This window comes from Jeotgalibacillus marinus, assembly GCF_040801915.1.
Taxonomy (GTDB): Bacteria; Bacillota; Bacilli; order Bacillales; family Jeotgalibacillaceae; genus Jeotgalibacillus; species Jeotgalibacillus marinus.
In genome coordinates, this window is record NZ_JBFMIA010000001.1 from 504,297 (window position 1) to 527,839 (window position 23,543).

General features: G+C 38.0%; 18 protein-coding genes and 1 other annotated feature. Of the genes, 9 read left to right on the forward strand and 9 right to left on the reverse strand.

Annotated elements, in window-relative coordinates:
- Positions 1–84 precede the first annotated feature (84 nt).
- Together thiI and AB1471_RS02595 are read right to left on the reverse strand one after the other, a co-directional pair.
- Complete coding sequence (thiI, locus tag AB1471_RS02590; protein WP_367778120.1) at positions 85–1,302, reverse strand: tRNA uracil 4-sulfurtransferase ThiI; 1,218 nt, start codon at positions 1,300–1,302, stop codon at positions 85–87.
- Positions 1,302–2,447 carry a cysteine desulfurase family protein gene (locus tag AB1471_RS02595; protein WP_367778003.1) on the reverse strand — a complete coding sequence of 382 codons (1,146 nt, stop codon included), beginning with the start codon at positions 2,445–2,447 and terminating at the stop codon, positions 1,302–1,304. Before AB1471_RS02595 ends, thiI begins: the two co-directional genes overlap by 1 nt.
- 218 nt (positions 2,448–2,665) lie before the next feature.
- Here AB1471_RS02595 and brnQ (AB1471_RS02600) point away from each other — a divergent pair, with 218 nt between their 5' ends.
- From brnQ (AB1471_RS02600) to brnQ (AB1471_RS02610), 3 genes are all read left to right on the forward strand, one after another.
- On the forward strand, positions 2,666–4,012 hold the full coding sequence (brnQ, locus tag AB1471_RS02600; protein WP_367778004.1) for a branched-chain amino acid transport system II carrier protein: 1,347 nt from the start codon (positions 2,666–2,668) through the stop codon (positions 4,010–4,012).
- A gap of 872 nt (positions 4,013–4,884) precedes the next feature.
- Positions 4,885–5,241: a hypothetical protein gene (locus AB1471_RS02605; protein WP_367778005.1), complete on the forward strand. Its 357-nt coding sequence runs from the start codon at positions 4,885–4,887 to the stop codon at positions 5,239–5,241.
- Between the two features lie 196 nt (positions 5,242–5,437).
- Complete coding sequence (brnQ, locus tag AB1471_RS02610; RefSeq protein ID WP_367778006.1) at positions 5,438–6,784, forward strand: branched-chain amino acid transport system II carrier protein; 1,347 nt, start codon at positions 5,438–5,440, stop codon at positions 6,782–6,784.
- 55 nt (positions 6,785–6,839) lie between these two features.
- Here brnQ (AB1471_RS02610) and ezrA read toward each other — a convergent pair whose 3' ends face one another.
- On the reverse strand, positions 6,840–8,549 hold the full coding sequence (ezrA, locus tag AB1471_RS02615; RefSeq protein WP_367778007.1) for a septation ring formation regulator EzrA: 1,710 nt from the start codon (positions 8,547–8,549) through the stop codon (positions 6,840–6,842).
- A gap of 458 nt (positions 8,550–9,007) precedes the next feature.
- Here ezrA and AB1471_RS02620 point away from each other — a divergent pair, with 458 nt between their 5' ends.
- A complete protein-coding gene (locus AB1471_RS02620; protein ID WP_367778008.1) occupies positions 9,008–9,229 on the forward strand; it encodes a PHP domain-containing protein in 222 nt (73 codons plus the stop codon).
- 85 nt (positions 9,230–9,314) lie between these two features.
- On the opposite strand, the gene refZ is transcribed toward AB1471_RS02620, so the two are convergent.
- Complete coding sequence (gene refZ / locus AB1471_RS02625; RefSeq protein ID WP_367778009.1) at positions 9,315–9,953, reverse strand: forespore capture DNA-binding protein RefZ; 639 nt, start codon at positions 9,951–9,953, stop codon at positions 9,315–9,317.
- A gap of 173 nt (positions 9,954–10,126) precedes the next feature.
- Between refZ and AB1471_RS02630 the strand changes: the two genes are divergently transcribed.
- The gene (locus AB1471_RS02630) at positions 10,127–10,606 is read left to right on the forward strand and encodes a GAF domain-containing protein (RefSeq protein WP_367778010.1); all 480 of its coding nucleotides are present in this window, start codon (positions 10,127–10,129) and stop codon (positions 10,604–10,606) included.
- A gap of 83 nt (positions 10,607–10,689) precedes the next feature.
- Here AB1471_RS02630 and megL read toward each other — a convergent pair whose 3' ends face one another.
- On the reverse strand, positions 10,690–11,901 hold the full coding sequence (gene megL, locus AB1471_RS02635) for a methionine gamma-lyase (RefSeq protein WP_367778011.1): 1,212 nt from the start codon (positions 11,899–11,901) through the stop codon (positions 10,690–10,692).
- A 90-nt stretch (positions 11,902–11,991) separates the two neighbouring features.
- Complete coding sequence (locus tag AB1471_RS02640; protein WP_367778012.1) at positions 11,992–13,839, reverse strand: sensor domain-containing diguanylate cyclase; 1,848 nt, start codon at positions 13,837–13,839, stop codon at positions 11,992–11,994.
- Positions 13,840–14,313: 474 nt separating this feature from the next.
- On the opposite strand from AB1471_RS02640, the gene rpsD reads away from it, so the two are divergent.
- A complete protein-coding gene (rpsD, locus tag AB1471_RS02645) occupies positions 14,314–14,916 on the forward strand; it encodes a 30S ribosomal protein S4 (RefSeq protein WP_367778013.1) in 603 nt (200 codons plus the stop codon).
- Between the two features lie 205 nt (positions 14,917–15,121).
- On the opposite strand, the gene AB1471_RS02650 is transcribed toward rpsD, so the two are convergent.
- Positions 15,122–15,310, reverse strand: a complete 189-nt coding sequence (locus AB1471_RS02650) for a MerR family transcriptional regulator (protein ID WP_367778121.1) — start codon at positions 15,308–15,310, stop codon at positions 15,122–15,124.
- An 814-nt stretch (positions 15,311–16,124) separates the two neighbouring features.
- Here AB1471_RS02650 and AB1471_RS02655 point away from each other — a divergent pair.
- Together AB1471_RS02655 and AB1471_RS02660 are read left to right on the forward strand one after the other, a co-directional pair.
- Complete coding sequence (locus AB1471_RS02655) at positions 16,125–16,352, forward strand: hypothetical protein (RefSeq protein ID WP_367778014.1); 228 nt, start codon at positions 16,125–16,127, stop codon at positions 16,350–16,352.
- A complete protein-coding gene (locus AB1471_RS02660) occupies positions 16,327–16,659 on the forward strand; it encodes a hypothetical protein (protein ID WP_367778015.1) in 333 nt (110 codons plus the stop codon). Before AB1471_RS02655 ends, AB1471_RS02660 begins: the two co-directional genes overlap by 26 nt.
- Positions 16,660–16,769: 110 nt before the next feature.
- On the opposite strand, the gene tyrS is transcribed toward AB1471_RS02660, so the two are convergent.
- Entirely contained in the window at positions 16,770–18,029 is a 1,260-nt protein-coding gene (gene tyrS, locus AB1471_RS02665) for a tyrosine--tRNA ligase (RefSeq protein WP_367778016.1), read from the reverse strand.
- Positions 18,030–18,082: 53 nt separating this feature from the next.
- Positions 18,083–18,298: a binding site (T-box leader), on the reverse strand.
- A gap of 160 nt (positions 18,299–18,458) precedes the next feature.
- Between tyrS and AB1471_RS02670 the strand changes: the two genes are divergently transcribed.
- Entirely contained in the window at positions 18,459–21,335 is a 2,877-nt protein-coding gene (locus AB1471_RS02670) for a transglycosylase domain-containing protein (protein ID WP_367778017.1), read from the forward strand.
- A gap of 195 nt (positions 21,336–21,530) precedes the next feature.
- Here the strand turns inward: AB1471_RS02670 and acsA are convergent, their stop codons facing one another.
- Positions 21,531–23,249, reverse strand: a complete 1,719-nt coding sequence (gene acsA, locus AB1471_RS02675) for an acetate--CoA ligase (protein ID WP_367778018.1) — start codon at positions 23,247–23,249, stop codon at positions 21,531–21,533.
- Positions 23,250–23,543: the final 294 nt, after the last annotated feature.

The following is a 23,543-nucleotide window of genomic DNA, read 5'->3' on the forward strand; positions in this document are numbered from 1 at the left end:
ACCTCCCTTGTGAATATAGAATGTGCAAAAACACACGGCTTAACACTGGTAATTATTCCTAATGAAATTTTTTTTGGTAATAACTTAGAGCAACTCAGAAAACGCTTCTTTTTCATCCAAATCAAGTGTATGAGGAGTTATATTGTGCACTTCAATATTGGCGGCAGCGTCAAGAATCATCGCCTCAAAATCCACAAAGCTTTCATAAAAAAGAACCTTCTCAAGTTTTGGTTTTGTTTTAGGAGCCGCTGGTGTGAAGATCGTACAGCAGTCCTCAAACGGTAATATTGAAATGTCATGTGTTTTAATATTTTTGGCAATATCGATAATTTCCGTTTTATCCATTGCAATTAAGGGTCTTAGAATAGGTGTTGCTGTAACTGCATTGATTGCTTGCATACTTTCGAGTGTTTGGCTTGCAACTTGTCCTAGGCTTTCACCTGTAACGATCGCAAGTGAATCAGTTTTTTCTCGTATCATGTCTGCAATTCGAAGCATCATTCTTCTCGTTGACGTCATCGTGTAATTCTCTGGCACTTGTTGACCAATTGCTTGTTGAATAGCTGTAAACGGGACGATGTGAAGTTTGACCATTCCAGAATAACTCGCTAATTGAGACGCTAGCTTCATGACTTTCTCTTTTGATTGATCACTCGTAAACGGTGGGCTATGAAAATGAATCGCTTCAATTTCAACTCCACGTTTGAGCATTTGAAAACCAGCAACTGGACTATCAAGACCACCTGACAGCATCAGACTCGCTTTATTTCCTGTACCTATCGGCATACCACCAGCACCCTGAATTCTTTGTGCGGACAAGTAAACGCCCTCTTCTCTCACTTCCACAACGAGTTCGATTTCAGGCTTTTTCATTTCAACAAGCAATCCTTCAACATTGCGAAGGACATGCGAGCCCATTTCTTGATTTAATTCATTTGTATCAAGTGGAAATGATTTATCGGCTCTTCTTGCAGATACTTTAAACGTTGTTTCTCCTCTAACTAATGATGAAACAAGCGCTACCGCTTCACTTTTCATCATGTCCAGGTCCTTCGTTGTTTTTACGACTGGACTAAAAGATTGAATGCCAAAAATCGGTTCTATACGAGTTAAAATTTGATCTACTTCTGCTGTGTTGTCAATCAACACATGCATGCGATCACGACCTGCATCGATACGTACCGGTGAAAGCCCAGTGAGTGAATCTAAAATATTGCGTTTTAATTGGTTAATAAATTTGTTGCGGTTTTTCCCTTTAGTTGAAATTTCACCGTAGCGAATAAGAATTCGATCAAAGTTCATCACGATTTTTTTATACCCTCCATTAACGTTGGAATAACACTGTTCCACGTATATATAAATTGTTGCACGTCATCTTGAGTAGTTGAATGAGACATACTTATTCTAACTGATCCGACATTCGTTTGAAATGAAAATCCCATGGCCTCTATTGTTCGACTCGTTGAAGCTTTTTTAGAAGAACACGCACTAGTTGTTGATACGTAAATTCCGTCCCTTTCAAGTGCGTGTACAATTACCTCACCTTTCAAGCCTGGGATCGACACATTTAAAATATGTGGTGCCCCTTTGATAGGAGGACTTACGATTGTCACACCTTTAAATGAAGAAAAATACTCGGTCAATTGCTTACGGAAGCATTCAAGCTGCTCGTTTTTCTCTTTGTTTTCCCTAACCATCCGCATCGCTTTCGCCATTGAGACAGCTCCTGCCACATTTTCTGTGCCACTTCTGAAACTTGATTCTTGATCTCCACCCCTCTGTTCGGTGCGAAAGGGAATATTTTTTCTTCTATATAAAAGTCCAGTCCCTTTTAAACCGTGGAATTTATGCGCAGATAAAGAAAGCAGGTCAATGTTTGACTCTGATATATTCAACGAAACCTTACCAAAGCCTTGGATCGCATCTACGTGAAAGCTTGCTCTTGAATTTTTTTTTATCAGCGCTCCCGCTTCAGCAATTGGTTGAATTGATCCAACTTCATTATTTACATGCATGATGGAGACAATGATGGTATTTTTGTTTAATGCTTTTTCCAGTGCATCTAAAGAAATCACTCCGTTACGATCTACAGGCAAAATAGTCACCTCAAACCCCTCTTCTTTTAACTGTTGAAAAACATTATAGACAGAAGGATGCTCAATAGAGGTTGTGATAATATGATTACCTTTATGTCGATTGGCTCTTACCACACCTTTTAAGGCTAAATTATTCGATTCCGTTCCACCTGATGTAAAAATAATCTCATCTTTCTCTACTCTTAAGATTTCAGCAATTTGCTCTCGAGCTCTCCCAAGCAAAGTTGATGCTTTTGAACCGAGATTGTGGAGAGAAGATGGATTGCCAAAATAGTCTTCGCTAACGGTTAAGAATGATGAGAGTACTTCTTTATATGGTTTCGTCGTTGCACTATTGTCTAAATAAATCATTCTACTCACTCTTTCATTGTTCTTAAACGTTGGGGCTGTTCTTTCAAAACAACCTTATCATATCACAGATTATTATGAACGTATGATACATCACTTAATTCAATATCGTAATTGTTATAACAATATAAATAATTAAGATCATTTAAATTTTCGACATATTTCGTCTTTTTGTGTTAAGATGTTGCTGAGATCAGTGATATCATTTATTGGAGGACATTATGAAATCAAACACTTTATCTTTTGGTAGCATTTTCACTATTGGTCTAATGCTATTTGCATTATTTTTAGGAGCAGGAAATATGATATTCCCACCTCTCCTCGGCCAACAAGCGGGTGAACAAGTTGGAATCGCAATTTTAGGTTTTTTATTTACAGGGGTCGGGTTGCCTCTACTAGGTGTTATCGCAATCGCCTACACTGGCGGAAATCCTCAGCAATTAGCAAGTCGTGTACACCCAATTTTCGGAATAATCTTTACAATCACACTTTATCTAGCACTTGGTCCTTTTTTTGGCATTCCAAGAACAGCAACAGTTAGCTATGAGATAGGGGTACTACCCTTTTTACCAGATGGATTAATAAGCTCTGGATTGCCATTGTTACTTTTTTCGGTTGTCTTTTTCACATTGACAGCTTTATTGTCTCTTAACCCTTCACAATTAGTAAATCGCATTGGGAAATTTTTAACTCCAGCATTAATAGTTATTTTAACCACTTTGATTGCAGGTGCTTTTATCACACCTATGGGATCTCCAGGTGAACCAACAGAAGCATACGCATCTTCTGCTTTTTTTACTGGTTTTATTGAAGGTTATTTAACGCTGGATGCAATTGCGGCACTTGCTTTTGCTATTGTCGTGATTACAGCAATTAAAGAAAAAAATGTAACGGACCGATCAGCCATTGTTCGTGTCACTATTTATGCTGGGTTAATTGCAGCAACTGGTTTAGCTCTTGTCTATCTGGCTTTAAGTCATATAGGTGCAACCAGTATTTCCGCAATTGGCGAGCAAGCCAACGGTGGAGCGCTATTGTCGGCAGTAGCCTCTTATTTATATGGATCAAGCGGAGCGGTCATTTTAGGCTTAGCCATTGCAGCCGCATGTCTTACGACATCGATTGGATTGGTGTCTGCAACGTCAACGTATTTCTCTAGACTTATCCCTTCTGTGTCGTACCGTTCGTTTGTTTTTATTTTCTCTGGATTCAGTATGGTCGTTGCAAACGTTGGGCTTACACAATTGATTTCATTTTCCTTACCTGTTCTTGTGATGATTTATCCAATGGCGATCGTATTGATCTTTCTGTCATTTATCGACCCATTGTTTAATGGATTCAGAGCTGTTTATATTGGAACGATCATTCCTACTTTTATTATTGGTGTGTGTGATGGTTTGTCAGCAGCTGGATTTTTAGGAAATGGTATAGCTTCTGCTCTTGCCTTCTTACCTTTAATGGAACAAGGCGTTGGCTGGATCGTTCCTGCTATTGTTGGTGGCTTTATCGGATTCGCTATTGCACACATTCTTCGACACTCAGCCAGAACATCGACTACACACATATAAATATGGAAAAGAGGTTGGTTCCCAATGTGGGAACCAACCTCTTTTAGTTGAATTTAAGCATATTGATCTTCTTTACGTTGTCTTAGGTGACGATTCTTCAATTTTGTCCATTGGCTCTTACCATACCATTTACGACTAAATTATTTGATTCCGTTCCATCTGCTGTAGACAAGTCAGGGCTAGCTCGACAGTCATCAGTAGGGCAAAGCTGATTACATTGGACCTCTTGTGCTAGATCCAAAACTCATCCATTGGTAAAAACATCCGGATCAGGAACAAAAGCCTCGGATGAGACAAATCCTACCATTTGAAGACAGTCACTCTCACCGGGTTCCTGGGCTTTAAAAGTTGCCATAAGACTCGGCTGATCAGGAGCCACTCTGGTTTTACTGTTACTCCCATTCCAGAATAAAAGTGAACTTGATAATTGGACCAACTTGTGAATTCGATACCAATGGTTTTACTCCTGCTTCTGCGAGAACACACTTATCGCCGATCGTAACAATAGTGTCATTTAAATATCCCGTAGCAACTGAAGAACATATGAACTCTCCTTCGTCTATATCTTCTTGGAAAAATAAATAGCACAGTAGGTTTCATCCCGTTCACTTTTATCGGTCATGGCAATCCGTCTCTAGGGATAAATGTGATACGAGTGACCCATCCGATATTTGTAATTGATTAATCTTAGCATCCTTCGGGGTGCTTTTTATAAGGGGCTTCCATTAATTATAAGGTGCCCTTGTAATCTCTCTGTTTTCTCGGTAATCTCTTTGATACTATATTTTTTGTCGTATAACGTACATCTGGCTATACATAAGTAATCTATTAAACATACGATAATATAGATCAACTAGGAAGGAGGTGTTTAAATGACTCTATCTAAAAAGATACGCGAAACCTCGGGCGTACTCTTTCGACCAGTAGGTGCTTTTTCGGGTCATTTTGAACTTGCAAATGAAGATAAAACAAAATCGTGTGAAGTAACCGTTCAAGTATTAGATTGGGAAGACTCCCAAGCACCAAAAGTAATATTTGAAGAAACATTTGAAATTGATCCACGCACTCGTGTTGCAGTTGACGTCGTAGTGCCTAATCACTATTCATTTGAAGTAAAAAAAGATAATTCAAAATGCATTGGGAATCTCTTCTTACTTGACCAAGATGGCTGTACTGTGGGATATACTGTACTAGCAAGTGATTTCATAGATGTATCTCATTGTTCATAATGATGATGAGAAAATACCATCATCTCCATTATTATTAACGATATTCCCTTTAGATACATCGCTTAATTCACTATGGTTATTGTTATAATAATAAATCTTTTTAAAATAATTACGAACATTTAAATTTTCGACAAATTTCGCCTTTTCTGTGTTATGATGTTGCTGAGATCAGTGATATCAATTATTGGAGGGCATTATGAAGTCAAACACTTTATCTTTTGGTAGTATTCTTACTATTGGTTTAATGCTATTTGCATTGTTTTTAGGGGCAGGAAACATGATATTCCCACCTCTCCTCGGCCAACAAGCAGGTGAACACGTTGGATTAGCAATTTTAGGTTTTTTATTTACAGGAGTCGGGTTGCCTCTACTAGGTATTATGGCGATCGCCTACACTGGTGGAAATCCTCAGCAATTAGCAAGCCGTGTGCACCCAGTTTTCGGAATAGTGTTTATAATTACGCTTTACCTTACAATTGGTCCTTTTTATGCACTTCCGAGAACAGCGACAGTTTCCTATGAGATAGGGATAGTCCCCTTTTTACCAGATATATTAATGGGCTCTACATTACCATTGTTACTATTTTCGGTTCTGTTTTTTATATTGACAGCTTTATTGTCTCTTAACCCTTCTAAATTAGTAGATCGCATTGGGAAATTTTTAACTCCAGCATTATTGATCATTTTAACTACTTTGGTTGCAGGTGCTTTTATAACACCTATGGGATCTCCAGGTGAACCAACAGAAGCATACGCATCTTCTGCTTTTTTTACCGGTTTTATTGAAGGTTATTTAACGCTGGATGCGCTTGGGGCACTTGTTTTTGCTATAGTAGTGATTCAAGCAATTAAAGAAAAAAATATAACGGATCGCTCATCCATTGTTCGTGTTACTATGTATGCTGGATTAATTGCCGCAACTGGTTTAGCTCTTGTCTATTTGGCTTTAAGTCATTTAGGTGCAACCAGTATTTCCGCAATTGGCGAGCAAGATAACGGTGGAACACTATTGTCGGCAGTTGTTTCTTATTTATATGGATCAAGCGGAGCGGTCATCCTAGCCTTAGCTATTGCGGCCGCATGTCTTACGACATCGGTTGGGTTGGTCACTGCAACGTCAACGTATTTCTCTAGACTTATCCCTTCTTTGTCGTACCGTTCGTTTGTTTTTATTTTCTCTGGATTCAGTATGATTGTTTCGAACATTGGACTTACACAGTTGATTGCCATTTCCATACCTGTCCTTGTAATGATTTATCCAATTGCGATCGTATTGATCTTTTTGGCATTTATCGACCCACTTTTTAATGGCTACAGAGCTGTTTATATTGGGACAATGATTCCTACTATTATTATTGGTGTGTTTGATGGTTTATCAGCATCTGGATTAGTAGGAACTGATTTCACTTCTTCACTTGCGTTTTTACCTTTAATGGAACAAGGCGTTGGGTGGGTCGTTCCTGCTATTGTTGGTGGCTTTATTGGATTCGGTATTGCACTTATTCTTCAACACTCAGCTAGAACATCTACTACACACACATAAATATCAAAAAGAGGTTGGTTCCCAATGTGGGAACCAACCTCTTTTTTAGTTGAATTTAAGCATATTGATCTTCTTTCGTTGTCTTAGGTGACAATTCTTCGATGCGCTTTAAAGCACCAGGTTCAACGCTTTCGATTGCTTCAGCTGCTTTTTCTAACGCCTCTTGGTATTGCCCTTGTCTAAATAAAAGTTCAGCTTCACTCAATCCGATATAAACGGCTTCGTATTTACTACGATAACGGTTTCCATATTGAATGACTCGTTCAACTGATTGTGCAGTTTTAATCATGTCATTTGTATCATTGTAAACAGCATCAATCATTTCGTTAGATGTTGCTGCATGCTGTTGAATCGTAACAATATTTAATGGCTTCTCACTTAAACTTTGCTCTAATTGAAAAAGTTGTTCATGTGCATCTCTTGCTTGGTTTAAAATATATTCAGGGAAGCTAGGTAGGTTAGTCGTTCGCAACATCCGATCTTGTTCTTTTAGTTTGAACTTAAGCTGTTGCTTTAATTCACGTACCTTTACTTCGTCTTGACGTAGGCTTTGTAGCTGTTCTTTAAACGATTGTTGTGCTGGTTGAATGTCATTTAACTCTTCGCGGATTGTATACATTTCAGACCACAAAGTAGAATACGCGGTTTCATTCATACCGATTCGTTCTTTTATTATTGCGTATTTATTATGCAAAAGACCAATTCGTTTATCAAACCCTTTTGGTATATCTAAATCGCTTGGATTCAATGTGTAACCTTGACGTACAAATTCTATTTCCGTTTGAAGAGAAGTATTTTGTTCATGCATTTGATCAAGCCATTGAGCAGTTGATTCGTCATACTGCTTAATGTTAGCTAGAGCATCCACTTCTTTTTCCAAAAAATCGTATAAGGAGTCAATTCTTTGGTGAGTCTTGATAATCAGTTCTTCAGCCTCAGTTATTTCCAGTCGATTCACATGCGTTCTTGCTTGTTCAATCGATTGTTGAAGTGTAGTTGTATCTTTTTCAATCGGCACATGTGCTAGAGGGTAACCAGCCTGTACCATTTCTTCAAAGCCATCCTTCATCTCTGTTAACTCGGCAGGCAGAGCGTAATGAATCTCATTATAAATATCCGGAAGCTGAGCTAGCAAATGTGTAATTTGTGCTAGTTCATCTGTAATTGTTAGAACAAGCTCTCTTGCTGCTAAATAATTTCCTTCCAGAGTCATTTCATTGTATTGCATAAGCTTTGGGTCTAACGCTTCTATTTTGCGTTCAATAGCTTCAGCAGCTTTACCGTATGTATGACGTTGAGCAAATAACTCTTTTTTTGCTTCTTTAAAATCAGCTTGAATGGTTTCCATTTCAATTCTATTTTTCTCGTCACTACCCATAAGTTCTTCAAGTTCAACAAGAATCTGATTCATTTCAATTTCAGCTTTTTTTAACATTACATTAATTTCTTCTCTTATATGGGCAGATTTACGAAAACGTAATTTATCAATACATTCTTCTGCATCAAAAAGGAGTTTATCTACTTCCCCTAAATCCACATCTAAAACTTTGGTCCACGTTTGGCGCCAACCTTCAAATAATTCTTCAGTCTGACCATTCATATTGAGCTTTTTAACTTTTGTCATTTCTTCAAGAATGGGGCGATGTTGAATTTCAAGTTTTAAATGTTCTAGTTTGTCCACTTCTTTATAAAGCTTTTTCCGCCAAAATAAAGATATGGTAAAAATTAGTATCACCAATACAACGGAACCGATTATATACTCCATCTTAGGCCTCCTGTCCGAGCAACCGACACCCATGACTCACAATCATTGGATATGCACGATATTGACTTTATAATATCATGTTATCAGTGATTTTTCTTTCTTTTTCTTATTTTTTTGACACGATTTTCAATTATTCTAAAATTCTCTGCTGTTTCCCTTATTATTCACCAATAGGTATTTAAATAGCGAGTTTACTTGCATGATTTTATGAGACCCCTACGCTCCTTACCTGTGTTTTACCGATTCAACCCCTGAGCAATATAGTAGAATGACTACTCTTTTGACATCCAGAAGCTTTAAAGGCATATAAAAAAAGACCTCGTCATTTCAAACAGGTCATGAGGTTGATTTTATAGTAGGATTTGAAACACAAATCCAGACATTTTATCCGACAATACGGAGACCAGTTAGACGCGCCATTTTATCCGTATACTTTTTTACTATCCTGAGGCATACGAATGGATGGGCTAAAGTCACCAAGTATTTTCTACTATCAAACTACGCTTAAAACAGTGTTGGCTGAAATAGGACCATATAGATCAACTCTAATTGGTCACATGACGCTAGTGCAAAATTTCAGCGACGTCATCAGTTTAAAGCGTCTTATCAATGAAATCTTCGCAGCTATCAACAAGAGGGGCTACGAATTTGATTATAATGGAACAGGCTTTGGTTCCTGACTGCATGGAAGTGAATTCTGCTAATGACCTTGCCAAAAAAGCGCAATTCCGTGGAATTCCGCTCATTTATGGCTCTATGATTCCTCTAACTAATAACCACTGAGGATTCGCATGTGACACCAAAAAACCATTCTTTTAAAATAGAGCTATATAAACGTGTAAACATTTTATCGCCTGGGTTCACATTCCAAAGCTCTTGCATCGTTTGACTTTGTAAAAATGGCATTGACAGCATTGAGGTTAATTGGATTAAAAAGAATGATGGTGAAATTTTTATTGAAAAACCTTGTTCGATATCCAGTGCTAACAGCATTTTCCACATATATTGTTCTTTTCGTAAATAACAAGACGTCATTTCACGAACAATTTGACTGTCCATCGTTACTTCTCTCCATGCAAATCGAGCAAAACGATGGTGCTTCTGTTGAAATTCAATAACTGAAAGCGCCGCATCCATGGTATAAGAAATTTGTTCACTCTTCCGTTGGTTTGAAGGTTTTGAGATATTTTCTAATACAGTTAAATAAGGTTCAAAAAAAGCAACTAAGCATTCTTCTAGCAGGCCTTGTTTTCCAGCAAAATAATATGAAATCGTCGCAACATTCACTCCAGCTTTCGCCGAAATTTCACGGATGCTAGTGGCATGATATCCTTTTGTATAAAATAAATCGACTGCTGCTACCATAACCTCAGATTTTGTTTCACGTTGTTGCAGAATGGCCATTTTCATACATCCTTCCATAATGATTGCTTCCAATCATGTATTATGCTAAAAATAGAATACTGTCTTTACATACATTCTCTATTTATGACCGCGTACCTTCATAAATTTATCATCAAATATCGAGTCGGTACGTTAAGTTGACAGAATATTTAGTAAAAAAGAAGGTGAACCGCTTGTTTACTGTCGAAATGTATAAAGGAACAAGGGAAGAAAGGTACTCACTTGTTCAAAAACAGCTTCGAGCTTTACTTGAAGGAGAACAAAACCAAATCGCAAACTTAAGCAACGCTTCCTCTTTATTGAATCAATTTTTAGAAAACACAAATTGGGTTGGCTTTTATTTAATTGACAATAAAGAACTCATTCTCGGACCATTCCAAGGCTTGCCAGCATGTGTACGTATCCCATTTGGCAAAGGTGTATGTGGAACTTCAGCATCTGAACGTAAAACGATGAGAATTGAAGATGTACATGCGTTCCCAGGACATATCGCGTGTGACGCGGCTTCTCTCTCAGAGATTGTTATTCCAATTGTAAAAGATGATAAGCTCATCGGAGTCCTTGATATCGATAGTCCAATCACTTCTCGTTTTGACGAAGTCGATCAAGAGCAACTTGAGAAATATGTAGAGATATTGGTAGAATACCTATAAGAAAAGACTGTCGAGATTTTCTCGACAGTCTTTTGAATTCTTCAGGCGATTGGAGTTGTGAAGTTTTAAATTTTCCCCCACGATCAGCTCAAACGTAGCGCCATACCATGAAGTTTTTTAAATGCCTGGTCAAGATCCTCACAAACATCTTCCCATGCTTCCAGACCAATGGATAACCGAAGAAGTGTGTCAGTTATCCCCATTTGTTCTCTCACCTCAACAGGTACAACTGCATGCGTCATACTTGCTGGATGCTGGATGAGAGTCTCAGCATCACCAAGGCTCACAGCTATTTTAATCATTTTTAACTCATTCATAAAGGTTTGTGCCATTTCTTTCGTTCCATCAATCTCAAACGCTATAAGCCCCCCATATTGTTTCATTTGCGTATGTGCGATTGCATGGTTAGGGTCATCTTTTAGCCCTGGAAAATGAATGGCCTTTATACTTTTATGTTTTTTCAGGTAGCCTGCAATTTTTTGTGCACTTTCACAGTGGCGATCCATACGTACCGGAAGCGTTTTTAATCCTCTGATCAGTAACCATGCATCAAACGGCGACATTATGCCGCCAACATCCTTTTGTGTTGTCATTCGAATGTGGTTCATTTGCTCGAGCGAATCTCCAACTAAAATGCCACCAATCACATCGCCGTGTCCGCAAATATACTTTGTGGCACTATGAACGATGTAATTGGCACCAATGTCTAGTGGTTGCTGCAAATACGGTGAACAAAATGTATTATCCACAACCACTGGTAAGTTATGCTCTTTTGCAATCTTGCAAACCAGGGATAAATCAATCAATTCCATTGTTGGGTTAATTGGTGTTTCAACGTATATACAAGACGTATCATTTGTGATGAATTTGCGAATTTCTTCTTCAGTCGATAGATTAATATAATCATGTGTAATGTTGAACTTTTCTTCTAGCATTTCGAGAAGACCAAATGTACAGCCATACACGCCTCTAGAACATAAAATATGGTCTCCTGCTTTTAGCAAATGAAATAAAATAGCCGATACTGCAGCCATCCCTGATCCAAATGCAAGTGCACCTTTACCATTTTCCAATGATGCCATTCTTTCTTCTAAAACACGCACAGTTGGATTACCCAACCGAGAATAAATATACCCCTCTTCTTCCCCAGCAAAACGTTGCTCTCCTTGCTGTGCATTCCCAAATGTGAATGTTGATGTTTGATACAAAGGTGGTGTAAGTGAACCGAAATGATCGACTGAATCGTAACCATCATGGATCACTCTCGTCTCAAATTGCTTTGTTCCTTTATTCATGCAAATCTCCCCCTAAAAAATGCAATCGTATTCATTATATTATATGTTATTCTTACTAATTGAAAAGGGATCGACCATGATCCTCTTTTTCTATGCATTCCATTCGATTGCTTCGTACCATCGATACGCAATACGATTTTTGCCGTTTTTTTTCGCCGTGTACAACGCTTCATCTGCTCTTTTGACTAATTTTATAAGTGAATCTTTCTGTTGTCGTTGCCAGTTTGTAATACCACACGAAATGGTAATAGTAGGATTTGTATGCTTTGACACTCGGTTTAAAAGTTTCTCAGTTGTTTTAAGTCCTATTTCAATTGGTGTGTTGGGGAAATATAAAGCAAGCTCTTCGCCACCCCATCGTGCCCCTATCCCATTGTTAGCGGTCAACCCTTTTAGCTCATCTGCTAACTGGATAATCACTTCATCTCCGATTTGATGGCCGTATGTATCATTTACCCTCTTGAAATTATCAATATCTATAAGTACAAAAACTCCTTCATCATGGTCAGACATCGATTGCTCGATATACTGGTCCAGATAATTGCGTGCAAATAAATCTGTTAAATGATCTTTATTGATCATTTCCTGTAATTCTTCTCTCAGCATCGAATTTCCCACAGCTAATGTCGAATGATGTACGATCAACTGCAATAATTTATACATTTCAAACGTAAAGAAATAAGGCTCTTCATGCAGGACAATGCAAAATCCTCTTAGCTGCTCATCATGAACCATCGGCACCGCAACAAGTGATTGATAGGCGGTCTCTTGATTAATTTTAGCCGACAAATCAGTAATGTACAGCGCCTCTTCCCCTTCTTTGAATTGTTCAATTGTGATCGATAAATACAATTCACTTTCCTGTGTTTTGAAAAACGCAGAGCTGTCATCTAAGATATCCATATTATCCCCTTGTAATAACACAAACCCGATGGCAGATGGAGAAAATGCTGATGTGATTTGCTCAAAAAGATACCTCATCATGTCAGATAAGTTTAAATTTGAATTTAACTCGTGTGATAAATCGTTAATCAGCTGAAGATCTTCTATTAGTTTTTGAGACTGTTGATACAGCTTGGCATTTTCCAACGCATTTCCTGCAGTATAGGAAAGATTTTTAATAAATTCCTTGTCATTTTCCGGAAAAGTTTTTAAGGAGTTCGCTTCAACCTGTAATAATCCATACACACCTTGCTTTCCTTTTAAAGGTGCCCAAAGAGTAGCTGCTTGGGCACCTTCGTCCAACAAGACTTCAGACGTTACAAATGCTTTATGTATAAATGGATTATTCGATGGGTAATCTAAATGTTTGATCGGCAAATCGCTTTCATTTTCATGGTCGTCTGACAAGTAAAGCGCAAATGAAAATAATGGAAATGTTTTACGTAATGATTCAATGATTGTAGCTAAAATCTCGTTGACATCCATGATCGAGTTAAATACTTCTGTTACTTCAAATAATTCATGATAATGTTTTTTTTCTTTGGAGGTAGATGTCATTTGCATCACATTTTGAAATAAAACCGTCAGATTCTTCGAGATTTCGTTAACAAAGGGATCAACTTTGAACCATTCTGCTTGTTCACTCGGCCGCAAGCAAAATACACCTAGAAGATTTCCATGATCATAACAGGGGATCAAAACATCACCAGCTTTAACTGAGCCATTCGTTATTGAAATACGAATGAATGGCTGGTGTTTTAATTGTTTTATGAGGGACTCCCCACCTTGAACAATTACTTTCTCACTTTGTTCATAGACGTGCAATTGGTGTTCCTCAACGCAAAAATATTGAACCTTCTCAACTTGAAATTCGTTTACAAAAAGCTTGCTTATTTGTCGATACCAACTCCTAACAGAGGCCTGTCCTGTCATCGAATCAGAAAGGATATCAAAAACCCCTGCTTTAAATCGATCCGTTAATCGTTGAAGTTTCATCACATCGCTCACCTTCGTCTCAATTTAGTGTACAATCTTTTAACTAAAAAGAAGCTATAAACCAACGTTTTAGGTTTTATTAAATAAGGATCCTTCAAAAGAAAGATTCACCTTTTTACATAACAAACTGATTATGTATTCTATTTATTCAGATATTTATAAATACTAATTATAGCATACCTACCGTGAATACCATAGAATACAATAGGTAAATCGTCCTCTACGACCAAATCGATTGATTGATTAACCATTTCAGGTTGACATCTTTTCTCTCAAAGTATATGATGGTTGTTGTGTAAAATAATGCAGCCTATGTGAATACATTGATTGTTCATTTTGTTCCTATTGATTAGGTGCATCGAGTAACCCTTGCTGCAGGGCGATGGTGCAAGATGACAAAATGACATTTAATGAATAATCACGCTAATGGTTTTTATTTTACAACAAAATAAAAACGCAAGGAGGAGTCAACTTATGGCTCGTTATACAGGTTCTTCATGGAAAATCTCTCGTCGTTTAGGAATTTCACTAAGCGGTACAGGTAAAGAATTAGAAAAACGCCCTTACGCTCCAGGTCCACATGGTCCAACACAGCGTAAAAAACTTTCTGAGTATGGTCTTCAATTACAGGAAAAACAAAAGCTTCGTCACACTTATGGTGTAACTGAGCGCCAATTCCGTAACTTGTTCGACAAAGCTGGAAAATTACAAGGTAAACATGGTGATAACTTCATGATCCTTCTTGAAACTCGCCTTGACAACTTAGTATACCGCCTTGGTCTTGCTCGCACTCGTCGCCAAGCTCGTCAACTTGTAAACCACGGTCACGTTACAGTGAACGGATCTCGCGTAGATATCCCTTCATTCAGCGTTAAGCCTGGACAAGTAATTGGGATCCGCGAAAAGTCTCGCAAACTAAACATCGTAAAAGAGTCAATTGAACTAAACAGCTACAAGCCAGAATACGTAACTTTCGATGCTGACAAGCTTGAAGGTACGTTTACACGTCTTCCAGAACGTACTGAGCTAGCTGCTGATATCAACGAAGCTCTTATCGTTGAGTTCTACTCACGTTAATAAAACGCTTCTTAGATTCAATTTTTAAAGCCCTCAAAACCTTGATATATGAAGGTTTCGAGGGCTTTTTCTTTAAATCATTTTTAAATCCTTCTAAATTTTCAAGTGTTTCTTTGATGTCCAATAATGTTTCTACAGCTTCACTTTGATAAAGGTACTGGTGGTTAAATTACAGGAGCTTCAGTCCCTTCTGTATTCTTCTTTTTTAAGCAAATCTTTTATCATAATTTTTGAAAGATTTTTTCCTCATGGCTTTGATGTGATTAAAAGTTTCCACTTCAAAATCTGTATAATACCGTCCGATTTCATCTCTGGGAATTGTCAGTTCCAAATCAGCTTCCCACTGTCTCATAGTACCAACGGGTACTCCTATCATTTTTGAAGCCTCTTTAATTCGATAAGGTTTTTAAAAAAAATTTTTAAAACCTTCATCCTACCCTTGGTACATTTCTAAAAATTCCGAGACTCCCTTCTAATAGTTGATATATAAGGTTAAAATCTAATCCAATCTAATCCACTAATCGTAGAAATGCTCGACAATCAATTGTATCTGACACTTAAGAATTAAAAAAGGTATCTAAAAAAACGTGCTAGCCTCCTGCTTTCCAGTGGATTTTCTCTTGAGGTGTTAAATGTCACCATAAATATTTATCAATAAAAATCCCCTTCTCACATTAACTGTACTTAGTTGTAATTTAAATTGCGAATCCTCAAATTTCGTTTGTAAAGGTGTTAATTTATTAAAAATGTTTATAAATCCACCAGTGTAACCTTTATAAATTAAATTTCGTTTATTTTATAAGGAACTATCATGAGAATTTATTCAAAGTAAATCCGTTTGTTAATCATACTTTATAAACTACCTTATTTCATCGCCATCAGCTACTTCACTATTAGTTGTTGTTTTTGAAGTTGGACGCCCCTTACTGATCCACACTATGTCAGAGAGATCATCTTCCTCACAATTAAGAAGAGAATGTTAATAGTTTTTTCATAATACGTTCAAATATTTGTAATATGTTTTTGAGATGATGATTGTGGAATCAGAATCAACGTAAAAAGGTACCAAGCAGACTTTTATGTTCATAACTACAAATTCACAAAAGAGTACCTAGAAGTGTTTGCAATTGACCCAAAATAAAACTAAATATATGGATTACTCGATAAATAAAAATATTAGATTATTAAAACAGAATGGAGAGAATGACATGAAAAAAACAGCCGGTCGGTTGCTAATCAATAAACAAAACCGTGAATACATTAAAATGTATGTAGTACAGACAGCATATGGTTCAATTGATCAATCATTGTTTTCCATCAACCAAGTTAAGAGATCAGTTGATGGAAATGGAAATTCAAATTATATTGACATGAATCAATCTTCTCAAAAACTGATACATGGTGACTTATATGAAATCTATCATCAATTACCCTAGCAGTTCGCATAAAGAAATTGTAGAAGTGTTATATAGCAAACCTTTTAAAGAAGAGTTACGAGGGAAATTAGTTTTCTGCCAATATCAAATTATTGATATTGGTAAGCAGATGTATCAATTTCTCTACGTATGGAAAATCGATTCATGGAAACCGGTAAAATGGTTCAATGAAGATGGAGGTACAATTATAAAAAATAAAGATTTGATGGCGGATATTCGCAACACTTATTCTCTGTTTAATTATGAATTCCTTCCAGAATTAGCAAAAGAAAGGTTTAATACATTAAGTGGTCAGCTAAAAGTTTAAAAAGCGACAGTTTATGGTGATAATTGAGTTATAGGTAGATATTAACAAAAGTTAGAAGATATTGTAAAAAAAGAAGGATGTGTGTATCAACACGCATCCTTCTTTTTTTATTATGAGTATTGAATCATAAAGTATTTCTTCTTGCCGCGACGAATGATTGTGAATTTGTTTTCGAGACGCGTGTCTCCTTCAAGGACAAAATCGAGTTCGGTTACTCGATCTCCATTAATATAGACGGCACCGTTCGATACATCTTCTCGGGCTTGACGTTTTGATGAAGAAATTTTTGCATCAACTAAAACGTCTACAATGTTGGTTGAGTCCTCTTCCCCTACGACATATGTCGGAACATCTTTAAAGCCTTGTTTAATTTCACTGCTAGTTAAACCTTTAAGGTCACCGCTGAATAAAGCAGCTGTAATCTTTTGTGCTTGCGCTAACGCACCTTCACCATGAACCATACGTGTTACTTCTTCTGCTAAAGCTTTTTGAGCTGCACGTTTATGAGGTTCAGATTGAACAGATTCTTCAAGTTTTGTAATCGTTTCTCGATCAAGGAATGTAAAGAATTTTAGATATTTTACTACGTCAGCGTCTGTTGAGTTGAACCAAAACTGATAAAACTCATACGGCGATGTTTTTTCAGCGTCTAACCATACCGCACCGCTTTCTGTTTTACCAAATTTAGTACCATCCGCTTTTGTCACGAGTGGAATGGTCATACCAAACGCTTTAGAATCATCATTCATTTTGCGAATCAATTCAAGCCCTGTAGTAATATTCCCCCACTGATCACTTCCACCAATTTGTAGCTTACAATTGTGTACGTTGTATAAATGGTTGAAATCCATCGCTTGTAAGATCGTGTACGTAAACTCTGTGTATGAAATTCCCGTTTCTAAACGAGAAGCAATCGTGTCTTTCGCTAACATATAGTTGACACCGATATATTTCCCGTAATCACGAAGAAACGAGATCATGTCAATCTCACCGATCCAATCATGATTGTTCACCATAATTGCCTCTGTTTGCCCTTTTACATCAAAGATTTTTTGTAGCTGTGCTTGAATTGATCGTACATTGTGTTGAACTTGCTCTGTTGTTAGCAGCAAGCGCTCTTCTTTTTTGAAACTCGGATCACCAATTAATCCTGTTGCTCCTCCAACAAGTACTACAGGACGATGACCATGCTCCTGAAAACGTCTCATCGTTAAAAATGGTAGCAAGTGACCAATATGCAAGCTATCAGCTGTCGGATCAGCACCACAATACAGAGAAATTGATTCCTTCTCCAATAAGTTTTTCATGCCTTCTTCATCCGTTTGTTGATAAATAATGCCACGCCATGCTAAATCATTTATTAATTCCATGTTCAGTTCCTCCTCCAAATTAAAAAAACGCATAAAAATAGCCCCTTGCACGATGCAGGGACGCTTTAATGCGCGGTACCACCCAGCTTAAGAGCACTTTCGTCTCTTCCACTTCATTGTCATAACGGAATACAGATCCGGTTTTCCACTAAGGCAGAAAACAGCTCCGAGAGTGTAATTCACAGATCCTAATGTAACGGTTTGCAGCAACCACCGTTTCTCTACTTGTACAGGGAAGATCTCCTACTTAGTCTCTTCAACGCAATTGAATATTTATGTGTGTTAAAAATATTTTTATCACAGGTGAACAGTACATGTCAAGCAGCGTTCGATTGATTTTATTTGAAAACGGGCATTTTCTACAATTTCCAACTTGATTTTAACGTAATATGCTATAATAAGAGGATGTTTCAAGGAGGATGATAGCCATTGACGGATCATAAAACAAATATCCAAGAACGTATTGCTTCCATAAAAGCTACTTTAAAAAAACGCGACGTTACAAAAAAACTTCATACGTCATACCAAGTATTCTGGAATATATTTTTATTAGTCATTATATTTGGCGTATTGGGCGGTGCCTTTGCAGGTGGCGTTGGAGCAGGATACTTTGCGTCTCTTGTTAAAGATGAGAACGTGTTGTCATATGAATCACTAGAAAAAGATATATATGACTATACCGAAACATCCGATTTATATTTTGCAGATAATATCTATCTAGGGAAACTTCGAACAGATTTAGCACGTGATGAAGTTAAACTTGAAGATGTTTCACCTATGTTAATTAACGCAATCATTGCAACGGAAGATGAATACTTTGATGAACATAACGGTGTCGTACCTAAAGCAATTGCACGTGCGCTTTTCCAAGAAGTGACGAACTCAGCTAACCAAACGGGTGGTAGTACCCTCACCCAACAGTTGATCAAAAACCAAGTTTTAACGAATGAAGTATCTTTCGATCGTAAAGCAAAAGAAATTTTACTAGCTTTGCGTGTTGAACAATTCTTCGAAAAAGATGAAATTTTAGAGGCCTACTTGAATATTACAGATATGGGTAGGGACTCTTCAGGTCAAAATATAGCCGGAGTACAAACAGCAGCTCTAGGTATTTTCGGTGTGGATTCAAAGGATTTAACCCTACCACAAGCAGCTTTTATCGCTGGCTTGCCTCAAGCACCTTTTGGCTATACTCCATTTACAAGTGAAGGAGAGTTAAGACCCGTAGAGCTGTTACAGCCTGGGCTTGAAAGACAGCAAGAAGTGTTAAGCCGAATGCTTCGAAGTGATGCGATTTCACAAACGGAATACGATGAAGCAGTTAATTATGACCTAACAGCTGATTTTATTCCTCCAGCATCAGCATCGAGTTCTGTTGAGCTATACCTATATGACGAACTTGAGCGAAGAGCCGTTAACATCATGAAAGACGTGTTAGCAGAACGTGATGGGTATTCAGCTCAACAACTTGAGGACAGTGACACGTTAAATGACAAGTACATGACGCTTGCTGAACGTGATATTCGTCAAAATGGATATGAAATTCATTCAACCATCGATAAAGAACTGTATGATTCAATGCAAGATGTTAAAAATGAATTTAATAACTATGGGCCTGACCGGGCAGGAGAACCTGTTCAAGTAGGTAGTATTCTGATGGAAAACACGTCTGGACGAATCTTAAGTTTTATTGGTGGCCGAGACCATGAACAAGAACAGTTAAATCATGCTACGCAATCATACAGATCAAGTGGTTCTACGATAAAACCTTTAGCAGTCTATGCACCAGCGATTGAATATGGTTTAATCGGTGCAGGTAGTCATATTCCTGATGTTGCATTTACCGGTCCTGGTGGTTGGAATCCTTCTAACTTCGTTACAGGAAGAGAGTATGGCATGCTCCCTGCGAGGGAAGCTCTTGCAAAATCACACAATTTATCCGCTGCAAGGCTTTATGCTAAAATGTTGGGATTAGGTTACCAACCTGGTGAGTTCATAGAACGAACAAATCCAAAACGAATACAAGATGATGAATACGATAATCATTCATTTTCATTAGGTGGTTTAAAAGAAGGATTATCTGTAGAAGAAAATGTCGCTGCTTATTCAGCGCTAGGCAACATGGGGCAATACAATGAACCGTATATGATCGAAAAAATTGTCGATAAAAAAGGCAATGTCATATTTGAACATAACACAGACCCATTTGAGATGTTTTCTCCAGCTACTGCTTATGTCACGTTAGATATGATGCGAGATACTATGACAATTGGTTCAGGCCGAGCAGCACCCGGACAATTGAATTTCTCAGCTGACTGGGCAGCTAAATCAGGAACGTCAGATGAGGATTTTGATAACTGGTTTATAGCAACGAATCCAAACATCACTTTCGGAATTTGGTTCGGTTATGATAAACCAGCGGAATTGACACAAGGTAGCACGCGATCCATTCAACTTTGGGCTCAGTTAATGAATCGTGCCAACGAGCTTCGTCCAGAACTTATTAACCCAGGATATACATTCCAACAGCCTGAAGGGGTTCAATATCGGTCGTTCTGTACATTCACAGGTCAATTTGCAAACGAAGCTTGTTCGGATGCAGGCCTTGTATCGAGCGATTTATTTACAACAGCATATACACCAATGGGAACGGGTGATGGTCTACAAGAAAGTAAGTATGTCACGATTAATGGAGAACGTTATCTTGCACTTGATTCAACACCTGACGAATTTTCATCGACCGGAGCAATACTAAGTTCAGACTTTGCTGAGCAATTACTGTTTCCATACGGTGGAGATGCATCGAAACTATTCCCTGAAGATAATTCATTCTTCTCTAGTTTGCTAGCGACTAATAACCGTTTAGAAGATGATGGTAGCACTCCTGGCAGTGTAACAACACGAGTATCCGGGGACAGCATTACGTGGACACCTTCTGCCAGTAAGAATGTTATAGGGTATCGTATATACTCTGGTGACAAAAAAGTTGAGATCAGGCAAGCAGATGATTCTCTATCCGTTAAACTCCCTGATGGCACGTATGAAGTTGTCGCAGTGAATATAGCTGGTAAAGAGTCAAGCAGATCAAATAAAGTCACCATTGGCAATGCACCAGATGAAGATGAGGACAATGAATCTTCACCTCCAAATGATGGAGAAAATGATAATAGTGACGATGACGGTAATGACAGTGGTTCAACCCCTCCACCTGACGATAACGATTCGCCAGATGACAACGATGATGATGATGGCGACGATGATGACGATGATGATGATGATGACGATGACGATGATGATGAAGAATAATCTTTTTTGAAGGCGAGCTAAACCAGAAATGGTTTAGCTCGTTTTTTATATTGAATAGCATTGGATCTGACAAAGCTTATTCGTTCTTAACGGTTAAAAATTACAGTCACACATCCCATTCTATTGGATCACTTCATTACCTAAACAACAAAAAGACTACCCAAAATCTCGGTAGCCTTCTCTCCATTCAAACGATTAATCTTCCATTGTTGACAAATCACCCGTTGGCAAATCTAACTCCCATGCTTTCAGTACTCTTCGCATGATTTTACCGCTTCTAGTTTTTGGAAGCTTGTCTTTAAAATCAATTTCTCTCGGTGCAGCATGAGCTGATAAACCTCTTTTTACATATTGACGTATTTCTTCTTTTAATTCATCCGTCGGCTCGAATCCTTCAACTAGCGCAACAAACGCTTTAATAATTTCTCCGCGAACTGGGTCTGGTTTACCGATGACACCTGCTTCTGTTACAGCAGGATGTTCAAGTAATTTGCTTTCTACTTCGAATGGTCCCACTCGCTCGCCTGAAGTCATAATGACATCATCAATTCGCCCCTGGAACCAGTAATAGCCATCTTCGTCTTTATAAGCTGAATCCCCTGAAACGTACCAACCATTTGGCATAAAGTACGATTCGAATTTTTGCTCGTTGTTCCAAATCGCATTCATCATTGAAGGCCAGCCTTTTTTCACCGCAAGGTTCCCCATTCGATTTGCAGGTAACTCGTTGCCTTGATCATCCACAATCGCCGCTTCAACGCCAGGGAATGGTTTGCCCATTGAACCCGGACGAATATCGATAGCAGGATAATTACAAATCATTTGAGCACCTGTTTCAGTCATCCACCACGTGTCATGAATGCGGTGTTGAAATACCTTCATTCCCCATCGAATGACTTCGGGATTTAGTGGCTCTCCTACACTAAGTACATGACGTAGCCCAGAAAGGTCATATTCATTCACAAGCTCATCGCCAGCACCCATTAGCATTCTAAATGCTGTTGGCGCACTGTACCATACTGTTACTTCGAAATCTTCAAGCGTTTGGTACCATGCTTCTGGACTGAATCGACCACCCACGATGACCGAAGTTGCGCCTGTAAGCCATGGACCAAAAATTCCATATGAAGTTCCCGTTACCCAGCCTGGATCAGCCGTACACCAATATATATCATCGTCACGTAAATCTAGCACCCATTTAGATGTTTGGTAGTGTTGTAGCATCGCCTCTTGTACGTGTAATACTCCTTTAGGCTTGCCAGTCGAACCCGATGTATAATGAAGAATTAACCCATCATCACGCTCTAACCATTCAATTGAAAATGAACGAGTCGCCTCTTTGAAGTGCTTATTGAAGTCAATATGGTTATTTTTTTCTTCTACATTATCCCCAACTAAAAAGATATGTTTAAGGTGTGGTAATTCATCAACAGGTACACGCTCTAGTAGTTCTGGAGTCGTAATAATCACTTTGGCTTCGCTATCTTCTAAACGGTCTTTAACCGCACCTTCCATAAAGGCTTCAAACAACGGTCCAACGATCGCACCAATTTTAAGAGCACCAAGTAAAGCAAAATAAAGTTCTGGTGAACGAGGCATAAAGATGAATACACGATCTCCTTTTTCTACGTCACCATGGCTTTTAAGTACGTTTGCTGCTTTATTTGTCATTTCTTTCATTTCTCTAAATGTATATTTTTCATTACGGTTCGCATCACGATAATACAATGCGACTTTATTTTTCTTCTCACTTTCAGCATGGCGATCGATTGCTTCATAGGCCATGTTCATTTTTCCTGTTTCGTACCAAGAAAAGTTTTTCTCAACTTCTTTCCAATCAAACGAAGAAACGGTGTTCTCGTAGCTTTCCATGTTATACTTTCCTTTAACCAATGGTAACGCTTCCAATTTCATTTGATCGTCCCCCTATGTAAGAAATGTCTATCTAAGTATAGTACAAAACTAGACTTTTCTCAATTTTTAAAATTTCATACAAAAGCGTAAATCGGCTCTCCCATCACCCGAAATAGGCGCTTTTTGTCTACTGAGTGATGTTGCTAAAGTAAATTTTTCCCTACGGAACGAAAGGATACAAAAGCGCACGCAGTCTGTCTAGCACCCCCCCGAAGGGCTAGTTGTTAAAGCTAGTTTTTCACAACATTTTGCTATAATTGTAAACTGCTAGATAGTTAAGAGATTATGTTTCGT